This window comes from Sphingomonas rhizophila (assembly GCF_014396585.1).
Classification (GTDB): domain Bacteria; phylum Pseudomonadota; class Alphaproteobacteria; order Sphingomonadales; family Sphingomonadaceae; genus Sphingomicrobium; species Sphingomicrobium rhizophilum.
The window spans coordinates 2,115,463-2,135,242 of sequence record NZ_CP060717.1 but is presented as its reverse complement, the minus strand read 5'-3'; the positions used below and the strand labels follow the sequence as shown (position 1 = coordinate 2,135,242).

The window sequence follows — 19,780 nt, the reverse complement described above, 5'->3', positions numbered from 1 at the left end:
TTGGCCGCTAGCGCGCCGCCGCGACCTCGAGCAGCGCGGCGCGGAGCGACTCCGACTTCGCCGGATCCAGCTTCTTCCCGGCGCTGTCGGTCAGATAGAAGACGTCGACCGCCCGTTCGCCATAAGTGGCCACGTGCGCGCTGTGCAGGGTCAGCCCTTCGGTGTGGATCGCATGGGCCAGCCGCGCCAAAAGGCCGGGACGGTCGCGGGCATTCACCTCCACCACCGTCGTCCGGCGCGAGGCGCGGTCGGTGACCATGACTCGCGGCGCAATCTTGAAGGCCTCGATCCGCGGCCCGAGCGGGGCGAGCGCGGGAGGCTCGGGCAGGCTGCCACCCTCCAATGCCTTGCGAACGGAATCGGCCAAGCGGCGTAGAAGTCGCTTATCGCGATAGGGGCCGCCACGACTGTCGTGGACCAGTAGATTGTCGAGCGCCATCCCGTCGCGCGTCGTATGGATGCGGGCGTCGATGATGTTCGCGCCGGCCGATGCCAGCGCCGAGCAGATCCGGTAGAACAAACCGGGCTGGTCGGGCGCGAAGACGCTGATGCGCGTCGCGCCGCTGGCCGGATCGTCGGCCGCGACGACGCTTGGCGCCAACTCCCCGATCCTCGCCTCCGCATCCGCCACCTGGCGCGCGTTGTCGAGCTGGAGCTCCGCCGGTTCGGCCAGCCAGTAGCTGTCGGGCAATCGCTTAACGTGTGCCCGATGGGCGGTGGCCTTCCATCCCAGTCCGGCGGCGAGCGCATCGTGGCGCCGGGCAACGACCTCGGCGCGACCGCGCTGCTTGTGGCCCAGACGCAACCGTTCCTCGGCCGCTTCGAACAAGGTACGGAGCAAGGTCCGCTTCCATTCATTCCAGACGCCCGGCCCCACGGCACGGATGTCGACCACCGTCAGGATGAGGAGAAGCCGTAGCCGCTCGAAGCTTTGCACCTTGGCGACGAAATCGTCGATCGTCGTCGGATCGGCAAGGTCGCGGCGCATCGCGGTGTTGGACAAAAGCAGGTGATGGCGGACCAGCCAGGCGACGGTCTCGGTCTCCGCCTCGTCCAGTCCGAAGCGAGGCGCCAGTTCCAGCGCGACCTCGGCGCCGAGCTCGCTATGGTCGCCGCCGCGCCCCTTGGCGATGTCGTGGAGCAGCACCGCGACATAAAGCAGCCGCCGGGACTGGATCTGCTTGATCAGCGCCGTCGACAGCGGGTGGTCGTCGGCGAGCTCGCCGCGCTCGATCTGGGCGAGAAGGCCGATCGCGCGGATCGAATGTTCGTCGACCGTATAGTGGTGGTACATGTCGAACTGCATCTGCGCGACGACCCGGCCAAAATCGGGCACGAAGCGGCCGAACACTCCGGCCTCGTTCATCCACCGGAGGACCGTGTCCGGCCGTTCAAAGTTAGTCAGCACCTCCAGGAAGAAAGCGTTGGCGCGGGGATCGTCGCGCACCTGGTCGACCAATCGCGCATCGCGCGACGCGGCGCGCATCGCGTTGGGATGAATTTCCAGCCCTTCCCGGGCTGCCAGCGCGAACATGCCGACCAGGCGGACCGGATCGTCCGCCAGGAAATGATCGCTGGGAATATTGAGCCGGCCGCGGTCGACGACGAATCCGGCGAGGTGCTTGGGCCGGCGGCGAAGGGTCGGCAGGGCGAAACGCCGTCCCTTGGCCGCCATCTGCTCGTCGAACTGGGCAAGGAACAGCCCGGTCAGGTCGCCGACCGTCTTCGCCTGCAGGAAATAGAACTGCATGAAACGCTCGACCGCCGATTTTCCCGGCCGGTCGGTGTAATTCATCGCTGCAGCGATTTGCCGCTGGTGCTCGAAGCCCAATCGTTCTTCGGCGCGGCCCGCGGCGAGGTGGAGATGGCAGCGCACCGACCAAAAGAAGCGTTCCGCGCGCGAAAAGCGGGCGTACTCGGCCTGGGTAAACAGGCCCTTCTCGACCAGGTCGACGGGCCGGTCGACCCCGAACGCATATTGGCCGATCCAGTACAGCGTGTGGAGGTCGCGCAGGCCGCCCTTGCCGTCCTTGACGTTGGGTTCGACAACGTAGCGGCTGTCACCCATCCGCTGATGGCGAAGGTCGCGCTCGGCCAGCTTGGCCGTAACGAACTCGCGGACCGTGCCGTTGACGACTTCGCGGCGAAAACGCCGTCCCGCCTCGTCCGACAGCTCCCGATCGCCCCACAACCAACGGGCTTCGAGCAGCGCCGTCCGCGCCGTCATGTCCGTTTTCGCGATCGCCACGACCTCGTCGATCGTCCGTACCGACTGGCCCACTTTGATCTGAAGGTCCCACAACAGATACAGCAGCGCTTCGGCCACTTGCTCGCACCACGGCGCGCGGCGGTCGCCGAGCAGTATCATCAGATCGAGGTCACTGAACGGCGCCATCTCGCCGCGGCCGGTGCCGCCCAGCCCGACCAGCGCCAACCGTTCGGCGGCCGTGGGGTTGGGATTGGGATAAAGGCGCGTGGTGATAAAATCGAACGCCAGCCGGGCGATCTGCTCGGCAAGGAATGCATAGGCCGCTGCGGCCGCACGGCCGTTACCGGGATGCTCGGCCAGCCGCCGCGCTATCTCGGCCCGCCCATGATCGAGTGCCTCGCGGAGCAGGCGCATCGCTGATGGCTGGAGATCGCTTCCCGCCAGCGCGGCCAGCCTGTCCGCCAGTTGCCGGCGGTCGATGATACTGCGCCGGTCGCCGATCGATGGCGTGTGGACCGTCACGACGACTGGGCCAACTTCTTTAGGGCATAAAGTGCCTCGAGCGCGTCGCGCGGACTCATGCCGTCCGGTTCCAGGGCATTCACCGCCTCGGCGAGCGGATCGACTTCGACCCTCTCCATCGGAGGGGCGGCGGCGAACAGCGGCAGGTCGTCGAGGCCCGCAGCGATTCCGCCGGTGGCGTCACGGCCTGCCTCGAGCTTTGCCAGCACCGCCTTGGCACGAGCCAGCACCTTGGGGGGAACACCGGCCAGCTTCGCAACCGCGATGCCATAGCTTCGGTCGGCGGGACCGCCCGCGACTTCGTGGAGTAGGACGAGGTCGCCCTTCCATTCGCGAGCGCGGACGTGATGGAGCGAAAGGGCCTCCAACCGATCGGCGAGGCGGGTCAGCTCATGGTAATGGGTCGCGAACAGGGTTCGCGAGCGCGCCTCGTCGTGCATCGCTTCGACCACCGCCCAGGCGATGGCGAGACCGTCGTAGGTCGAGGTGCCGCGTCCGATTTCGTCGAGGATGACCAGGCTGTTGGGCGTCGCCTGCGCCAGGATCGCGGCGGTCTCGACCATTTCGACCATGAAGGTCGATTGCCCGCGCGCCAAATTGTCCGCGGCGCCCACCCGGCTGAACAGTCGGTCGACAATCCCGATCCGGGCGCGCGATGCCGGCACGTAGCTGCCGGCCTGCGCAAGAAGGGCTGCCAGCGCGACTTGCCGCAGGAAGGTCGACTTACCGCCCATGTTGGGGCCGGTCACCAGCCACAGCCGGTCGTTGGGGCCCAGCGCGACGTCATTGGCGACGAAACGCTCGCCGCGCGTACCAAGCGCGGCCTCGACCACCGGATGGCGCGCGGCGTCCAGTTCAAGGCAGGGCTGGTCGACGAGGTGGGGCAGGCACCAGCCGCCTTCCGCCGCGCGTTCGGCGTGGCTGGCGGATACGTCGATCCGCGCGATGGCATCGGCTGTGGCGGCGATCCGAAACGACTGGCCCACGGCAAGCGCTGACAGTTCTTCGAAATGGGCCGCCTCGGCCGCCAGCGCGTGGGCCCCGGCTTCGACCACCCGGCTCGCTTCGGCGTGGAGGTCGGGGAATTGAACCGGACCACGCCGGCCAGTGTCTGGCGATGGGTGAAGCCGCTGTCGGGCGCCATCAGCCGGTCGGCATGACGGGCGGCGACCTCGATATGATAGCCGAGGACGGCGTTGTGGCGGATCTTGAGCGCGCTCACCCCGGTCGCGTCGCGGTAGCGCGCCTCCAGCGCGGCTATAGCACGGCGGCCGTCGCTTGCTGCCACGCGCAGGGCATCGAGCGCGGCGTCATAGCCTTCCGCAATGTAGCTGCCTTTCGACGTGTCGATCGGCGGCGCGGCGACGATCGCTGCCGACAGCCGGTCGGTCAGCGCGGCATGGCCGGCCAGGTCGGGGAGCAGCGACGCGAGAAGGTCGGGCGGCGATCCTTCGTCCTCAAGTTCCCGCTTCAGCTCCGCGGCGGCAATCAGCCCATCGCGGAGCATTGCGAGGTCTCTTGGGCTTCCCCGCGCCGCCACCAATCTTCCGAGCGCGCGGCCGATGTCGGGCATGGCGCGTAACGCCAGCCGCACCCGTTCGCGCCGGATCGGCTCGTCATGGAGCCACTGCACCAGCGCCAGGCGCGCTTCGATCGCACCACGCGCGGTCAGCGGCGCACTGAGGTCGCTGCCGAGGAGGCGCCGGCCAGGCGCGGTGACACAGCGGTCGATGGTTGCCAGCAGGCTGCCGGCAATCGCACCCGTCGACGTCCGGCAGATCTCCAGGCTGTCTCGGGTCGCGGGGTCGATCGCCATGTGCGACGAGCGGGCGACCCTTCGCGGCGCGGCGAGGAAGGCCACCGCCTCCTTTTGGGTGGCGTCGAGGTAGGCCAGCAAACCGCCCGCCGCGGCCAGTTCCGCGCGCCCCGGCGCGCCGAACCCGTCGAGGCTCGTCACCCCGAACCGTGCCATCAGCGCCCGCTCGCCAGTCAGGCTGTCGAAGCCGCCTTTGCTGGCGGTGGTCGCGACTCCCGGCACCTTGCCGTCGGCGATGACTTCGGCGGCATCGAGCCGCGCCAGTTCGGCGACCAGGTCGCCCGGCGCGCACGCGATCAGCTCAAAGCGGCCGGTCGAGATGTCGGCGGCGGCAATCGCATAATCGTCCCCGGCGCGCCCGATCGCCGCCAGCCAGTTGGCCGTGCCGCTGTCGAGCAGCGTCTCCTCGGTCAGCGTGCCGGGCGTGACGAGGCGGATGATGGCGCGTTCGACCAGCGCCTTCGACCCACGCGCCTTGCGCGCTTCCGCCGGGCTCTCGGTCTGCTGAGCGATGGCGACGCGGTGGCCGGCCTTGATCAGCCGGGCGAGATAGGATTCGGCGGCGTGGACCGGAACGCCGCACATCGGCACCGCCTCGCCGGCGTCGGCCCCGCGCTTGGTGAGGGCGATGTCGAGGCAGGCGGCCGCCACCTTGGCGTCGTCGAAGAACAGTTCGAAGAAGTCGCCCATCCGGTAGAACAGCAGCGCGTCCCCCGCCTCCGCCTTGAGGCGATGGTATTGCGCCATCATAGGCGTCTGGGTCGGGGCATCGGCGCGGGCCATGGCCTATCGGTAGCCGCAAAGCGCGCCCCAAGCGAGGGTGACTCTTGCCTCTTTCCTTGGCAAAGGCGGGCCGCGACAGGAGAGAAAATGAGCGAGAGCAACGTCAAGTTCACCCGCAACGAGGCGCTGGAATTTCATTCACGCGGCCGTCCCGGGAAGATCGAGATCATCGCTTCCAAGCCGATGGCGACGCAGCGCGACCTCAGCCTCGCCTACTCCCCCGGCGTCGCCGTCCCGGTCGAGGAAATCGCCGCCGATCCGGGCAAGGCCTACGAGCTGACAGCCAAGGGCAACCTCGTCGCCGTCATTTCCAACGGCACTGCCATTCTCGGCCTGGGCAACCTCGGCGCGCTGGCATCGAAGCCGGTGATGGAAGGCAAGGCGGTGCTGTTCAAGCGCTTCGCTGACGTCGATTCGATCGATCTCGAGGTCGACACCGAGGACGCGCAGAAATTCATCGACGCGGTGGCGCTGCTCGGCCCCAGCTTTGGTGGGATCAACCTTGAAGACATCGCCGCGCCCGAATGCTTCATCATCGAGCAGGCGCTGAAAGAACGGATGAACATTCCGGTCTTTCATGACGACCAGCACGGCACCGCGATCATCACGGCCGCTGGCCTGATCAACGCGTGCCACCTCACCGGCCGCGACTTCAAGGACATCAAGGTCGTCGTCAACGGCGCGGGAGCCGCGGCGATTGCCTGCACCGAACTGATCAAGGCCATGGGCGTACTTCACCAGCATGTCATCATGTGCGACCGGTCCGGCCCTCTCTACCCGGGCCGCGACAATATGGACCAGTTCAAATCGGCCCACGCCGTCCCGACGGACGCCCGCAGCCTGGCCGAGGCGCTGGTCGGCGCCGACGTCTTCCTGGGCCTCAGCGCCGCCGGGGCGCTGAAACCGGAAATGGTCAAGGACATGGCGCCCAGCCCGATCATCTTCGCCATGGCCAATCCGGATCCCGAAATCACCCCGCCCGAAGCCAAGGCGGCACGGCCCGACGCGATCGTCGCGACCGGCCGGTCGGACTATCCCAACCAGGTCAACAACGTCCTCGGCTTCCCCTTCATCTTTCGCGGAGCGCTCGACGTTCGGGCGGTGCGCATCAACGAGGAGATGAAGATCGCCGCCGCCAACGCGCTCGCCGAACTGGCGCGCGAGGCGGTACCCGAGGAGGTTGCCGCGGCCTATGGCGGGCTCAGCCACCACTTCGGGCCCGACTACATCATCCCCGCGCCGTTCGACCCGCGCCTGATCGAGATTATCCCCGCCGCCGTCGCGCAGGCAGCAATGGACACCGGCGTCGCCCAGATGCCGATCCGCGACATGCGCATCTACCGGCAGCAGTTGAAGGCGCGGCTCAATCCTACCGCGTCGGTGCTGAGCCTCGCCTACGAAGGGGCGCGATCCAATCCAAAGCGTGTTCTGTTCGCGGAAGGCGAGGAAGAGAATGTCCTGCGCGCCGCCATCGCCTTCAAGGAGGGCGGCTATGGTACGCCGGTGCTGGTCGGACGCGACAATGTTCACCGCCTGCTCGCCGATATGGGCGTCGACGATCCCGAGAGCTACGAAGTGCTCAACAGCCGCAATTCGCCGCTGGTCGGGCGCGCGGTCGACTATCTCTACACCAAGCACCAGCGCAACGGCATGCTGCGCCGCGCTGCCGAGCGGATGGTCAACCAGGACCGCAACGCCTTCGCCGCCGCCATGCTGGCGCTGGGCGAGGCGGACGCGATGATCACCGGCACCACGCGCCCGTTCAGCCAGTCGCTTAGCCAGGTCCGCTTCATCATCGACGAACCGGGCAGCAGCGTTCCCTTCGGCGTCAGCATCGTCGCGGCGCGTTCGAAGACGGTCCTCATCGCCGATACCTCGGTGACCGAGAGGCCGACTGCGGAGCAGCTGGCGACGATGGCGATCCGCACCGCCGCCTTCGCGCGGCGGATGGGTCAGGAGCCGCGCGTCGCCTTCGTCAGCTACACCACCTTCGGCAACCCGCCGGGCCGGCATATCGAGGAACTCCGCGACGCGGTGAAGATCCTGGATACGCTTCAGACCGACTTCGAATATGAAGGCGAAATGGGCCCCGACGTCGCGCTCAACAACGAGATGCAGCGGCGCTATTATCCATTCTCCCGCCTGACCGGCGACGCCAACATCCTGATCATGCCCGGCCTGCAGTCGGCCAACATCTCGTCGAAGTTGCTTAAAGCGATCGGTGGCGAAAGCCTGATCGGTCCGTTCCTGATGGGGATGGCGCTACCGGTGCAGATCGCGCCGATGACGGCAACGGCGAGCGACCTGGTGACGCTGGCAGTCCTCGCCGGCGGCGGCGCCGACGCGATAGGCCAAGCCTAGATCCGCTCAACCTGGCTGACGCCGTTGGCGGCGCGCAGCGCGGCGATCAGGCTATGCAGATGCTGGAGGTCGTGCACCTCCACGTTGACGTGGAAGGTGTGGAAGCTGCCGTCGCGGTGGGCGAGGTGCAGGTTGACGATGTTCGCGCCCTTGGCGCCCATGATCCCGGCCATCTCGCCGAGCGCGCCGGCGACATCGCGCAGGATCACCGACAGCCGCGCGGTGCCCCCGTCCGACCCGTCGCCCCAGGCAAGGTCGAGCCAGTCGGCATCGATCCCGGTCGCCAGCTTGTCGCAGCCGATGACGTGGACCTCGATCGATTCATCCTCGCGGCGAAGCCCGACGATGCGGTCGCCCGGAATCGGATGGCAGCAGGTGGCGAGGTCATAGGCGACGCCCGGCGTCAGTCCGCGAATCGAGATGGCCGTGCGCTGGCCGAGCGGGCGCGGAGCAACGTCGCCGCCGGCCGAGCCCGGCATCAGTGCTTCCATCAGCTCGACATCGCTGACCGACCGTCGGGCGATGCGGATCATCAGCGTGTCGACGTCCTCGGCCTTCAGCTTCTTGACCGCCCGCTTCAGCGCGTCGTCGGCGAGTGGCGCGGGCAGGCGCGACACGATCTCGTCGTAGATCTTGCGGCCGAGCAGGACGGTCTCATCGCGTTCCTTGTGACGGACGAAGCGGCGGATTCCGGCCCGCGCCTTGCCGGTGGTCACAAAACGCAACCAGGACGGTTGCGGGTGCTGCGCCTCCGAAGCGAGGATTTCGACCTGGTCGCCATTGTCGAGAATGGTGCGCAGCGGGACGACCCGGCCGTTGACCTTGGCGCCGACGGTCTGGTCGCCAAGGTCGGTATGGACGGCGTAGGCGAAGTCGACCGGGGTCGCGCCCTTGGGCAGCTGGATCAGCTCGCCCTTCGGCGTGAAGGCGAAAATACGATCCTGGTACATCGCCATCCGCGTATGCTCGAGAAGTTCTTCCGGGCTCGCGGCATGGTCCAGGATCTCGACGAGGTCGCTGATCCACGGAACCTTGATGTCGTCGACCGGCTTGCCTTCCTTGTAGGCCCAGTGCGCGGCGAGTCCGCGCTCGGCTTGGGCGTGCATCGCCCGGTCGCGAATCTGTATTTCGATCCGCATCTTGGAATCGTGAATGACCGAGGTGTGCAGCGACCGATAGCCATTGCGCTTGGGCGTCGAGATATAGTCCTTGTAGCGGCCGGGGACCATCGGCCAGCGCTGGTGAATGAGGCCAAGCGCGCGATAGCAGTCGTCGGCGCTATCGACGATCACGCGGAACGCCATCACGTCGGATAATTGTTCGAAGCTGATGTGCCGTTCGGCCATCTTCTTCCAGATGGAATAGGGGTGCTTTTCGCGGCCGGTGACTTCCGCGGTCAGGCCGTGGTCGGAAAGGTGGAGCTGCAGGCCAAGGCCGATGCGATTGACCAGGTCGCCGCCGGCATCGTGGAGCTGCGTCAGGCGGCGCGTGACCGAAGCGAAGGCGTCCGGCTCCAGTTCCTTGAACGAGAGCTGCTGCATCTCCTGCATGATCTCGTACATCCCGATCCGCTCGGCGAGCGGGGCGTAGATGTCCATCGTCTCCTTGGCGATGCGGCGGCGCTTCTCCGGATTCTTGATGTGATGCAGCGTGCGCATGTTGTGCAGCCGGTCGGCCAGTTTCACGAGCAGCACGCGAATGTCATCGCTGAGCGCGAGCAGGAACTTGCGGAGGTTTTCCGCGGCGCGCTCATTTTCCGACTGGGCCTCGATTTTCGACAGCTTGGTGACGCCGTCGACCAGCCGGGCGACATTCGGACCGAACATCTTCTCGATCTGCTCCGGCGTCGCGACGGTGTCCTCGATCGTGTCGTGGAGGATCGCGGTGACGATCGTTTCGTCGTCGAGCTTGAGATCGGTGAGGATTCCCGCGACCTCGATCGGGTGGCTGAAATAGGGGTCGCCCGAAGCGCGAACCTGCGCGCCATGGGCTTTCATCGAGAAGACGTAGGCGCGGTTGATCAGTCCCTCGTCCGCATCGGGGTCATAAGCGCGAACCCGCTCGATCAGTTCATACTGCCTCAGCACCGGCCTAATGTGGGGAATGTTCTATGTCGTTCGCAAGCGCAAAAAGGACCGGAAGGCTGTCGGCCGTCCGGTCCAGTCGGGGAAAGGGCGTGCGACCCTTCCGGTTTGCAAAGGGAGCGAGGTGGCTCAGTTGGCGCTGGCGACCGCCTGCGCGCCGGCAGAAGCCCGCGCGTGGGTGTTGCATTTGTCGAGTTCGGCAGCGGCAAAGGCGCGCCCGTTGACCACGAAGCTGTCGACGCGGCCGGCCTTCTTGGCGAGGCCCTGGCACAGCGCCATCGCCGGTGCGTCGGCGGTGCTGCCCCGGCAGGCATCGGGACCGCACGACCAGCGGATGTCGTTGGCGATCAGCTTGCCCGCGGCGACCGGCGTGGCCAGCTTGGCGGAATAGGTGGCGGCGTTGGCGCCCACCGGCGCCATTGCGGCGAACAGGACGGCGGCAACTGCGAAATTGCGAGTCATGCGGATGGCTCCGAAATTGCGTTTTACGATGAAACTTAGTAGCTAAAGCCAGTTGCAAGACGCAACTGTTATTTTTGTTTCGATTGTGTGATGGTCTTGCCCGGAGAGAGGAGCCGAGTTCGAGTCCGTGAGTTCATCATCCCCCGACATTGACGCTTTCCGCGCCGCCGCGCTTCGCTGCCCACTGCCTCAGGCGATTGAGCTTATTGGTGAGAAATGGGCCTTCCTAATCCTGCGCGGGGCCCTCAACGGCCTCCAGCATTTCGAGGAGTTCCAGGCCGGTCTCGGCATTGCCCGCAACATCCTGTCCAATCGACTCGCGCGAATGGTCGAGGGCGGAATCCTGGAGCGGTCGCCGGATCCGGAGGACCGCCGCAAGGTGGTCTATTCGCTTTCGAAGAAGGGCGAGGGCCTGCTTCCGGTCGTCCTGGCTCTCCGCCAGTGGGGTGAGGAGTGGGGCTGTGGCAGCCACGATATCGTCCTCGCCGACCAGCGTGACGGCTTGCCGGTCCGTAAGATCGGCGTGCTGGCCGCGGACGGGCGCGAACTCAGCCTGCATGACCTCATGTGGGTCGACCGCCAGGGCGTAAAGCTCCGCCGCCCGCAACAGCGCTAGAAACGAAAAGGGCGGCCCCGAAGGACCGCCCTCTCGCTGGTCATCGCTGACCGGGATTATTCGTAATCGCCACCGCTCGGGCTCGGGCGCGGCGGAGCCGCCGCCGTCAGGCGAAGCGCTTCGGCCGAATCGCTCAGCGACGCCAATTCGTCCGTTTCGTCCTCTTCGTCGACACGAACGCGCTGCAGGTTCGAAACGATCGCCTCTTCGAGGTGCTTCGGCTTCACCGTCGTCTCCGCGATCTCGCGAAGCGCCACGACCGGGTTCTTGTCGCGGTCACGATCGATGGTCAGGTCGGCGCCGCCCGAAATCTGGCGGGCACGCTGCGCCGCCATCAGGACGAGGTCGAACCGGTTGGGAATCTTGTCGACACAATCTTCGACCGTCACGCGCGCCATTGGGTCGCTCCGAAAACTATTAGGGCTTAATGCGAGCGGGCGAGATAGGTGCAGGGGCTCTGAGAGTCAATGAAATCACGCTGCCGCCTTGCCAGTGCAGCGCCGCGCCCCCACACAGGGCCGGATGAATGACGACGCCGCGCCCCCGCTGAAGCCTCCCAGCGACCGCGCGCGGAGCGTCACCGTTGATGGCAACGCATTGACCCTGCTGACCGGCGGTCGCGAGCGGTTCGAAGCGCTGCTCTCCCTGATCGACGGCGCGAAGCGCGATCTTCGCCTGCTCTACTACACCTTCCTTGACGACGAGTCCGGCGAAGCGGTCGTGGCGGCGCTGTTGCGCGCGATCGAGCGCGGGGTGCGTGTTTCGCTGCTAGTCGACGGCTTCGGCAGCTCCAAGACGCCGGACGACTATTTCACGCGGTTGGGCGACGCCGGCGCCACCTTCTGCCGCTTCCTGCCGAGCCTTGGCCGTCGCTATCTGATCCGCAATCACCAGAAGCTGGCGTTGGCGGATGAAGCTGTCGCGTTGATCGGTGGCTTCAACATCGCCGACGACTATTTCCAGGAAGCGGAAGAGGGCGGGTGGCGCGACCTTGGCCTGATCGTCGATGGACCGGCGGCCGGGCGGCTGGCACCCTATTTCGACGATCTGATGGGCTGGGCGCTCAGGAAGGGCGCTCGGATCCGCGACCTCCGCCGCATCATTCACAAGTTCAGCGAGAACGAAGGCGTGCTGCAATGGTCCTACGGCGGGCCGATGCGGCGGCTGTCGCCATGGGCGAACGCCACCTGCCGCGATCTTGCGTCGAGCAACGATGTCCAGATGATCGCGGCCTATTTCGCGCCGACCTACGGCATGCTGCGCCGGATTGCGCGGATTGGCGGGCGCGGGCGTGCGCGGGTGATTACCGCCGCCAAGTCCGACAATACCGCGACAATCGCGGCTGCCCGGTTCACTTACGGCCGCCTGCTGAAGCGGGGAGTGGAAATCTACGAATACCGACCGACGAAGCTGCACACCAAGCTCGTCGTGCTCGACGATGTCGTCCACATCGGCTCGTCAAACTTCGACATCCGCAGCCTCTATCTCAACCTGGAGATGATGCTCCGGGTCGACGATCCCGAGTTCGCGACGATGATGCGGCACTATTTCGAAGGCGAGGTCCAGGACAGCCTGCGCATCACGCCCGACCTTCATCGCAAGCGCGGAACCCTCGCCAGCCGAATCAAATGGGCGGCAAGCTTTTTCCTGGTAACCACCGGCGATTACACCGTCACTCGGCGGCTGAACTTCGGCAGCGGCTAGGCTGCGGGCGCCTCGCGCCACGCCCAGAACAGGGTCGCCGGCGGAACGTTGATCCACTCGAAGCCGCGGTCGATGCGTTCGAAAAAGGGCGCGATGAAATCGCGCACCTTGGGGCTGAACTGATAGACCAGGAAGGCGCCGCCGGTACGGATCACCCGGGAAGTCGCCGACCCGATCGCCTCACCGACGCCCGGCGGCAGTGTGGAGAAGGGCAGTCCGGACAGCACGTAGTCGGCGTGTTCGAACCCATGCTCGGCGACAATCTTTTCGACGTCGGCGGCCGAGCCGTGGACCGCAACGAAGCGCGGGTCATCGATGTCGTGACTGAGAAAGTCGATGAAGTCGGGATTAGTGTCGATCGCGATCAGCATCGCGTCGGGGCCCAGCTTGTCGAGGATCGGACGGGTGAAGGTGCCGACACCCGGTCCATATTCGACGAACAGCTTCGTGTTCTTCCAGTCGACGGGCTTCAGCATCTTGTCGATCAGCACCCGGCTGGAGGGGATGACGGAGCCGACCATCACCGGGTTCTTGAAGAAACCGCGCAGGAACTGCCAGCGGGGGCTGGCAGTGCGGCGGTCGTGACGGCGCTGAATTCGGCCCTTCACATGACGGGCGGACGTGGCGTTCAACTTTGGCTCCCGGGCAGACAAGCCCCACGCGTTCGCAAATGGCGCGGCGCTTGGCAAGCGCCTCCGTCGGCTTCCGCGCACGGCTCGGCTCCCTTAAGGGGCTGATAATGCGCCTTCGTCCCTCACCGCCGCGCATTGCAGGCAGCGCGCTGACCACCGCGCAATTCCTGCTGCTGTTCGCGGCAATGCTGGTCGCCGCCGCCGGCAACACCGCGCTGCAATCGGTCATGCCGGCGATCGGCCGCGCCATCGGGATCGCCGATGTGTGGGTGGCGGTCGCCTACACCTGGTCGGCGGTGTTGTGGGTCGGGCTGGCGCCGTTCTGGGCACGGCAGAGCGATCGTCATGGACGGAAAGCCCTGACCTTGCTCGGCGTCGGTGGGTTCATCGTCTCGATGTTGCTGTGTGGCTCGGTGCTCCATGCCGGCCTCGAAGGATGGGTCGCGGGCGGCGTGACCTTCGCGCTGTTCGGGGCAGCACGGGCCATCTATGGCTCGCTGGGATGCGCCACGCCCAGCGCAACGCAGGCCTACCTCGCCTCGAAAACTCGGCGATCGGCACGGGTGAGCGCCTTGTCCGCGCTGTCCTCCAGCTTCGGCCTTGGCACGATTGTCGGTCCGGCGCTGGCGCCACTGTTCGTGCTGCCGGTGCTTGGCCTCACCGGGCCGCTGTTCATGTTCGCGCTAATCGGGATCGTCGTTTTTGTCGCCATCCTGCGCTGGCTGCCCGACGACACCCGGCCACGCCATGGCCGCCGGGCGGGACATGGTGCGGCGATGAGTTACCCGTCAATCGCCAGTCCGCCGACGGGCGCCAGCGTGCTCGCGGCGACGGCCCCCAAGGTCCGCGCCCTGTCGTGGCGCGACGGCCGGATCCGGGAGTGGATCGTCGCCGGGGTGGTTGCGGGCCATGCCCAGGCGGCGACGCTGACCTGCCTCGGCTTCTTCGTCATCGACCGGCTGCACCTTGACCCGCACGGGTCCGAGCAGTCGATCGCGATCGTGATGATGGCCGGCGCGGCGGCGACTCTCGCGGCCCAATGGGGCATCATCCCCCGCCTGTTGCTCAAACCGCGACCCTTAATCCTTTGGGGGTCGCTGGTTGCCGCGATCGGCCTGACCGCCACGATGGTCAGTTCGGACCTTTACACGATGGTCCTCGGTTTCGGCATTGCCAGTCTCGGCTTCGGCTTCATCCGCCCGGGCTTTACGGCAGGCGCCAGCCTGGCGGTCCCATTGGCGGAGCAGGGCGGCGTCGCCGGCGTGATTACCTCCGCGAACGGTATCGCCTTCGTCGCGGCGCCGACCATCGGCATGGCGCTTTACGCGATCGACCCGAATTGGCCGTTCGCGATCAGCGCCGCCCTGTTGCTGCTGCTCGTCCTGTGGGGACGCAGGGCGCTCGCCTAGCTGCCCTTGCCCTCGTTCCCGCCGCGCGGTCGAAGCGTGCCCGGCAGGACAAACCCGATCCCGCCGACCGGGCGAACGGCGTCCGATTTTAGCGTGTCGCGTATCTTCGCGTAGTCGTCGAGCATCTCCTCCGTGACCGACGCGCGGGTTTCCTCAAGCGCCGTCTGGAAGTCGGACATGGTCACCTGGGCCTCGTCCAGGCCACGGCGGAGCGCCGTCAGGCCGGCACGACGCACCAGATCCTCAAGGTCCGCACCGGTGAAGCGCTCGGTGTTTCGAGCCATTAGCTGCAGGTCGACATCCTTGGCGAGCGGCATGCCTTCCGTGTGGATCGCGAGGATCCGGCGGCGACCGGCGGTGTCGGGCGGGCCGACGTAAATTAGTTCGTCGAACCGGCCGGGGCGGAGCAAGGCGGGATCGATCAGGTTGGGCCGGTTGGTGGCGCCGATCACGACGACGTTCTGCAATTCCTCCAGCCCGTCCATTTCGGCAAGGATGGTGTTGACCACCCTCTCGGTCACCTGCGGCTCGCCGAGGCCTCCGCCGCGCGCCGGGACAAGGCTGTCCAACTCGTCGATGAAGATGACGGTCGGCGCGACCTGGCGGGCGCGGGCGAACAGGCGGGCGATCTGCTGTTCGCTCTCGCCATACCATTTGCTCAGCAGGTCGCTCGATTTCGTGGCGATGAAGTTAGCCTGGCTTTCCCGCGCCGCGGCCTTTGCCAGCAGCGTTTTCCCAGTCCCCGGCGGACCGTAGAGAAGGAACCCCTTGGCCGGACGGATGCCCAGCCGCTTGAACGAGCCGGGGTGCTTGAGGGGAAGCTCCACACCCTCGCGAAGCCGGTCGCGGGCTTCGTCGAGGCCCCCAATATCGTCCCAGCCGATGTTGGGCATCTGGACCATGACCTCTCGCATGGCCGACGGCTGCACCCGCTTCAGCGCATCGTCGAAATCGGAAGACTCGACGGACAGGGCGTCGAGGACCTCGGGCGGGATGGAAACCTCCTGAAGGTCGATCTTCGGCATGATGCGGCGGACCGCCTCAAGCGCAGCTTCGCGGGTAAGGGCGGCAATATCGGCCCCGACGAAGCCGTAGGTCCGGCGGGCCAGCGCGTCGAGATCGACGTTCGGCGCCAACGGCATCCCGCGCGTGTGGATCCCGAAGATCTCACGCCGGCCGGCCTCGTCGGGAACACCGATGATGATCTCGCGGTCGAAGCGTCCCGGCCGACGAAGCGCCTCGTCCAACGCCTCGGGCCGATTGGTGGCCGCAATGACGACGAGGTTCTGCCGGGGCTCGAGCCCGTCCATCAGCGTCAGCAGTTGTGCGACGAGCCGCTTTTCCGCCTCACCGGAAACCTGGTCACGCTTCGGGGCGATCGAATCGATTTCGTCGATGAAGATGATCGACGGCGCCGCGGCGGCTGCTTTCTCGAACAGTTCGCGTAGCTTCTTTTCCGACTCGCCATATGCACTGCCCATCACTTCGGGGCCGGCGATGTGGAAGAAGTTGGCTTCGCTCTCGTTGGCGACCGCGCGCGCCAGGCGGGTTTTGCCGGTCCCGGGCGGGCCGTGGAGCAGGACCCCCTTGGGCGGGTCTACGCCCAGGCGCTGGAAAAGCTCGGGATGGCGCAGCGGCAGCTCGACCATTTCGCGCAGGGCGTCGATCGTCGAGCCCATCCCGCCAAGGTCGTCATAAGTGACGTCGGCCCGGCGCTCGCCATCCCGCTTGGTGAACTCGGGAAGCAGTTCAACGCTGGTCCCCGCATCGAGATGGACGATGCCCTTCGGGGTCGTCGAGACGACGGTCAGCCTCACTTCCTGCAGGGCGAAGGCCGGCGCATTCAGCATCTGGCGGATATGTTCGGGCATGTCGGCGTTGACGCGCTGGTGACCGGCGATGGCCACGATGTCGCCCTCTGTGAAAGGCCGCCCCTCGAAGCTGCGGCGGAGCGCCTCGGAGGAGCCCTGCAGGCGGACGTTGTTCGAAGCAGGTGCGAAGACAACCTTCGTTGCCGGCTTTGAGTTGACCTTGTTAATCTCGACGAAATCGCCCGATCCTACTCCGGCGTTGACCCGCTGCAGACCGTCCAGGCGAACAATATTGAGGCCTTCGTCATCGCCGTAGGGACGAATCGCCCGGGCGGCGGTCGTCCTCTTGCCGACGATTTCGATAACGTCGCCCTCCTGGAGGCCGAGTTCATTCATCAGCTTCAACGGCAGTCGGGCGACTCCGCGGCCGCTGTCGGCGGGCGGCAGGTTCGCGACCTGCAAGCGCCGGGTCATCGTTTCGACATCGGCCATTGCGACAAATTCTCCTGAAAAACGCGAAAAAGACGCCCCACGCCGCCTCCGCAGAAACGAACGGCGCAACCCTGCTGCGGTTCAATCTGGGGAGCAAGTGGGCGGAAAAAAAGGCCGGGCGTTGCCACCCGGCCTTAAGTTTTCAGGAGAGGATGCCTCGAAAGGCACGCATCTTATTGCACCGCACCATTTCCTTCGCAAGTGCAAAATGTAACCGGTTCCAAAAGTTTTGGGGAACGCCGGTCGGCGGGGTGGTGACGGATCATTCTTTGATGAGCGCCGTGACCCTGCGCAGCCAGGCGCGGGGCAGAAAGCGGTGGCCCTGGGCGCCAAACTTGTTCGCAATTCCGGGAATGACGACCGCCCGATTGCGCTCAAGGCCACTCAGCCCGGCGGCGACCACCGCGGCAGAACCGGCGGTCATCGTCGACACCGCGCCGTTGCTCTTGAAACCGGCCACCTCGCCGAACTCCGTCGCTGTCGGACCGGGGCACAGGGCCGAGACCTTGATCCCATGCCGCGCCATTTCTTCGTGGAGTGCCTCGGTAAACGACAGGACGAAAGCCTTGGTCGCGAAATAGACCGCCATGCCCGGCCCCGGCTGGAAGGCCGCGGTCGACGCGACGTTGAGGATCTCGCCCGACCGGCGACTGATCATCCCCGGCACCACCGCCGCGCAAAGTTCGGTCAGCGCGCCGATGTTGAGGTCGATCATCTCGCGCTGGCGAGCGGCGTCGAGCTTCTCGAACCGGCCCCAAAGTCCGAAACCGGCATTGTTGATCAGCGTCTCGACCTGTTCGCCGTGTTTGGCGATGTCGGCCATGAGCCGTCCTGCAGCGCCAAGTTGGCTGAGGTCGATTACGACCGCACGCGCATCGCCGATTTCCTTGGCCAGCGCCTGCAGCCGATCCTTCCGCCGGGCCACCAGGACGATCCGCCGGCCCTTCCCGGCCAGCTGCCGTGCGAAGTCAACGCCAAGGCCGGCCGAAGCGCCAGTGATGAGGGTGATGGGGGTCATGCCGGCGGCTCCGTGGAAGTGGCGTTAATCGGGCAATTCCGCTACCGTTCCAACCGGGCCAGGGCGAGGGGGAATCGAACATGGCACAAGCAATCCGTTCGGCACCAGTGGTCGCAGGGGAACGATCGACGCTACTCGACGCGATGCGCGGTTATGCGCTCGCCGGGATTCTTATCGCCAACATGTTCGCGTTTATCGGCTTCCCGTTCATGACGGATGCGCAGCGCGATGCGTCGCTTGGGGGGCGCTCAACGATCTGGCCGAATTCGTCATCGAATGGCTGATCGTTGGCAAATTCTATTCGATCTTCTCGCTGTTGTTCGGGATCGGCTTCGCCATCCAGCTCAATAGGCTGGAACAACGCGGGGAAGGCGTGCCGCGCTATCTTCGCCGTCTCGCCGTCCTGTTCCTCATCGGATTGGCACATATTTTCCTGCTGTGGCTGGGGGACATTGTCGCCCTTTACGCGCTGATGGGAACGGTACTGCTGCTGTTCCGCAAGGTCGGCGACCGCTGGCTGCTTCGCTGGGCCGTCATCATGTGGCTGATCCCGATCGCCTGGTCGGCGGCGATGCATTTCGGCGGGTTCAAGCCGGCCGACCCGATCTACGCCCAAGGCGAATCGATGATCGTGTCGATGGGCTTCGACATCTCCAAAGGTCCGATGCCCTTCTTCGCGGAAGCGCCGTTGACCGACCATCTCCGCGTCCACCGGGCCGAGGCGTTCTTCCGCCTTGGCGACCTCTTCTACCAGATGCGTTTCACCAAGGTGCTGGGCATGTTCCTGATCGGCCTGTGGGTCGGTCGTCACGCAGTCTATTCAAACCTCGACCGCTATCGCCCGCTGTTGAAGAAGGTGGCGACCATCGGCCTCGGCCTTGGCCTGCCGCTGGCGGCGGCCAAGGCTTATTTCACCATGACCAGCGGCCGCGACGAAGGACTGCAATTCGTCACCGAGGTCTTCTACGTTCTCAGCACGCCGACGTTGGCTATCGGCTATGCCGCCGGGTTTGCCTTGCTGTGGGCCAGGGGCCGCGGAGGGCTGCTCGAATGGGCGGCGCCGGCGGGCCAGATGGCCCTCACCAATTACCTGATGCAAACCGTCATCCAGAGCGTGTTGTTCTATGGCTGGGGGTTCGGGCTGATCGGGAAGTTCGGACTGATTTTCACCATCCCTTTCACGCTGGTGATATTCGCGGTGCAGATCGCCTACAGCCGTTGGTGGCTGGCCCATTTTCGCTTCGGACCGGTGGAGTGGCTATGGCGCTCGCTGACCTACGGCCGGGCGCAGCCGATGCGACTGGATACAGCCGCACCGGCCTGACGCCGGCTTAAGCGACGGTCGCCTTAATGATCTTGCCCGGCTCGCGCGGCGGTTCGCCGACCGGAAGCGCGTCGACATATTCCATGCCACTCTCGACATTGCCCCACACCGTGTACTGGCGGTCGAGGAAACGGGCATCGTCGAAGCAGATGAAGAACTGGCTGTTGGCGCTGTTCGGGGCGGCGGTGCGGGCCATCGAACAGGTTCCGCGCACGTGCGGCTCGGCGTTGAACTCGGCCTTCAGATCGGGAAGCTTCGACCCGCCGGTGCCGGTGCCGGTCGGGTCTCCACCCTGGGCCATGAAACCCGGAATGACGCGATGGAACACGACTCCGTCGTAGAACCCGTCGCGGGCGAGGCCGGCGATGCGCTCGACATGGCCAGGCGCCAGGTCGGGGCGGAGCTTGATGACGACGTCGCCGCCGCTCGAAAGGGTGAAGGTCAGGGTGTTGGCATCGGCCATGATCGTGTCTCCGATTGGGAAGGGTTGGCGGTCCTGTAAGGCGGCCTTGCCGGTTGCGCCAGTCTATGCCTCGG

The 19,780-nt window shown here is 66.0% G+C and carries 14 protein-coding genes and 1 pseudogene; 6 read left to right on the top strand and 9 right to left on the bottom strand.

From position 1 onward, the window contains the following. Positions 1–7: 7 nt before the first annotated feature. Both H9L12_RS10875 and mutS read right to left on the bottom strand, forming a co-directional pair. Positions 8–2,731 (bottom strand): [protein-PII] uridylyltransferase, encoded by a 2,724-nt coding sequence (locus H9L12_RS10875; protein WP_187541748.1) that lies wholly within the window; start codon positions 2,729–2,731, stop codon positions 8–10. Beyond that, positions 2,728–5,297, bottom strand: a pseudogene (gene mutS, locus H9L12_RS10870) (DNA mismatch repair protein MutS). The gene H9L12_RS10875 and the pseudogene mutS overlap by 4 nt, the downstream one beginning before the upstream one ends. Before the next feature lie 120 nt (positions 5,298–5,417). Between mutS and H9L12_RS10865 the strand changes: the two are divergent. Then, positions 5,418–7,691 carry an NADP-dependent malic enzyme gene (locus H9L12_RS10865; RefSeq protein WP_187541747.1) on the top strand — a complete coding sequence of 758 codons (2,274 nt, stop codon included), beginning with the start codon at positions 5,418–5,420 and terminating at the stop codon, positions 7,689–7,691. On the opposite strand, the gene H9L12_RS10860 is transcribed toward H9L12_RS10865, so the two are convergent. Further along, positions 7,688–9,778, bottom strand: a complete 2,091-nt coding sequence (locus H9L12_RS10860) for a RelA/SpoT family protein (protein ID WP_187541746.1) — start codon at positions 9,776–9,778, stop codon at positions 7,688–7,690. The two genes, H9L12_RS10865 and H9L12_RS10860, sit on opposite strands and share 4 nt — an antisense overlap. A gap of 126 nt (positions 9,779–9,904) precedes the next feature. Beyond that, positions 9,905–10,237, bottom strand: a complete 333-nt coding sequence (locus tag H9L12_RS10855) for a CC_3452 family protein (RefSeq protein WP_187541745.1) — start codon at positions 10,235–10,237, stop codon at positions 9,905–9,907. 127 nt (positions 10,238–10,364) lie between these two features. Here H9L12_RS10855 and H9L12_RS10850 point away from each other — a divergent pair, with 127 nt between their 5' ends. Next, entirely contained in the window at positions 10,365–10,853 is a 489-nt protein-coding gene (locus tag H9L12_RS10850) for a winged helix-turn-helix transcriptional regulator (RefSeq protein ID WP_246450382.1), read from the top strand. A gap of 56 nt (positions 10,854–10,909) precedes the next feature. Here H9L12_RS10850 and rpoZ read toward each other — a convergent pair whose 3' ends face one another. After that, positions 10,910–11,251 (bottom strand): DNA-directed RNA polymerase subunit omega, encoded by a 342-nt coding sequence (rpoZ, locus tag H9L12_RS10845; RefSeq protein ID WP_187541744.1) that lies wholly within the window; start codon positions 11,249–11,251, stop codon positions 10,910–10,912. Between the two features lie 124 nt (positions 11,252–11,375). Between rpoZ and H9L12_RS10840 the strand changes: the two genes are divergently transcribed. Beyond that, positions 11,376–12,557, top strand: coding sequence for a phospholipase D-like domain-containing protein (locus tag H9L12_RS10840; protein WP_187541743.1), 1,182 nt, complete (start codon positions 11,376–11,378; stop codon positions 12,555–12,557). Here H9L12_RS10840 and H9L12_RS10835 read toward each other — a convergent pair. Further along, positions 12,554–13,165, bottom strand: a complete 612-nt coding sequence (locus H9L12_RS10835) for a class I SAM-dependent methyltransferase (RefSeq protein WP_187543266.1) — start codon at positions 13,163–13,165, stop codon at positions 12,554–12,556. The genes H9L12_RS10840 and H9L12_RS10835 overlap by 4 nt on opposite strands. Before the next feature lie 131 nt (positions 13,166–13,296). Between H9L12_RS10835 and H9L12_RS10830 the strand changes: the two genes are divergently transcribed. Further along, complete coding sequence (locus H9L12_RS10830) at positions 13,297–14,598, top strand: MFS transporter (RefSeq protein ID WP_187541742.1); 1,302 nt, start codon at positions 13,297–13,299, stop codon at positions 14,596–14,598. Here the strand turns inward: H9L12_RS10830 and H9L12_RS10825 are convergent. Together H9L12_RS10825 and H9L12_RS10820 are read right to left on the bottom strand one after the other, a co-directional pair. After that, positions 14,595–16,901, bottom strand: a complete 2,307-nt coding sequence (locus H9L12_RS10825; RefSeq protein WP_187541741.1) for a CDC48 family AAA ATPase — start codon at positions 16,899–16,901, stop codon at positions 14,595–14,597. The two genes, H9L12_RS10830 and H9L12_RS10825, sit on opposite strands and share 4 nt — an antisense overlap. 262 nt (positions 16,902–17,163) lie before the next feature. Continuing rightward, complete coding sequence (locus H9L12_RS10820) at positions 17,164–17,919, bottom strand: SDR family NAD(P)-dependent oxidoreductase (protein WP_187541740.1); 756 nt, start codon at positions 17,917–17,919, stop codon at positions 17,164–17,166. 80 nt (positions 17,920–17,999) lie between these two features. Between H9L12_RS10820 and H9L12_RS10815 the strand changes: the two genes are divergently transcribed. Together H9L12_RS10815 and H9L12_RS10810 are read left to right on the top strand one after the other, a co-directional pair. Then, positions 18,000–18,203: a hypothetical protein gene (locus H9L12_RS10815; RefSeq protein ID WP_187541739.1), complete on the top strand. Its 204-nt coding sequence runs from the start codon at positions 18,000–18,002 to the stop codon at positions 18,201–18,203. A gap of 32 nt (positions 18,204–18,235) precedes the next feature. Then, positions 18,236–19,243, top strand: a complete 1,008-nt coding sequence (locus tag H9L12_RS10810; RefSeq protein WP_187541738.1) for a DUF418 domain-containing protein — start codon at positions 18,236–18,238, stop codon at positions 19,241–19,243. Between the two features lie 7 nt (positions 19,244–19,250). Here the strand turns inward: H9L12_RS10810 and H9L12_RS10805 are convergent, their stop codons facing one another. Then, on the bottom strand, positions 19,251–19,706 hold the full coding sequence (locus H9L12_RS10805; protein WP_187541737.1) for a peptidylprolyl isomerase: 456 nt from the start codon (positions 19,704–19,706) through the stop codon (positions 19,251–19,253). Between the last annotated feature and the right edge of the window lie 74 nt (positions 19,707–19,780).

What these genes read in the sequence shown, in the direction of transcription:
- H9L12_RS10855 (WP_187541745.1), bottom strand. Translation starts at nt 10,237, where the DNA reads ATGACTCGCAATTTCGCAGTTGCCGCCGTCCTGTTCGCCGCAATGGCG.
- H9L12_RS10805 (WP_187541737.1), bottom strand. Translation starts at nt 19,706, where the DNA reads ATGGCCGATGCCAACACCCTGACCTTCACCCTTTCGAGCGGCGGCGAC.
- H9L12_RS10865 (WP_187541747.1), top strand. Translation starts at nt 5,418, where the DNA reads ATGAGCGAGAGCAACGTCAAGTTCACCCGCAACGAGGCGCTGGAATTT.
- H9L12_RS10840 (WP_187541743.1), top strand. Translation starts at nt 11,376, where the DNA reads ATGAATGACGACGCCGCGCCCCCGCTGAAGCCTCCCAGCGACCGCGCG.
- H9L12_RS10815 (WP_187541739.1), top strand. Translation starts at nt 18,000, where the DNA reads ATGGCACAAGCAATCCGTTCGGCACCAGTGGTCGCAGGGGAACGATCG.
- H9L12_RS10825 (WP_187541741.1), bottom strand. Translation starts at nt 16,901, where the DNA reads ATGGCCGATGTCGAAACGATGACCCGGCGCTTGCAGGTCGCGAACCTG.
- H9L12_RS10820 (WP_187541740.1), bottom strand. Translation starts at nt 17,919, where the DNA reads ATGACCCCCATCACCCTCATCACTGGCGCTTCGGCCGGCCTTGGCGTT.
- rpoZ (WP_187541744.1), bottom strand. Translation starts at nt 11,251, where the DNA reads ATGGCGCGCGTGACGGTCGAAGATTGTGTCGACAAGATTCCCAACCGG.
- H9L12_RS10830 (WP_187541742.1), top strand. Translation starts at nt 13,297, where the DNA reads ATGCGCCTTCGTCCCTCACCGCCGCGCATTGCAGGCAGCGCGCTGACC.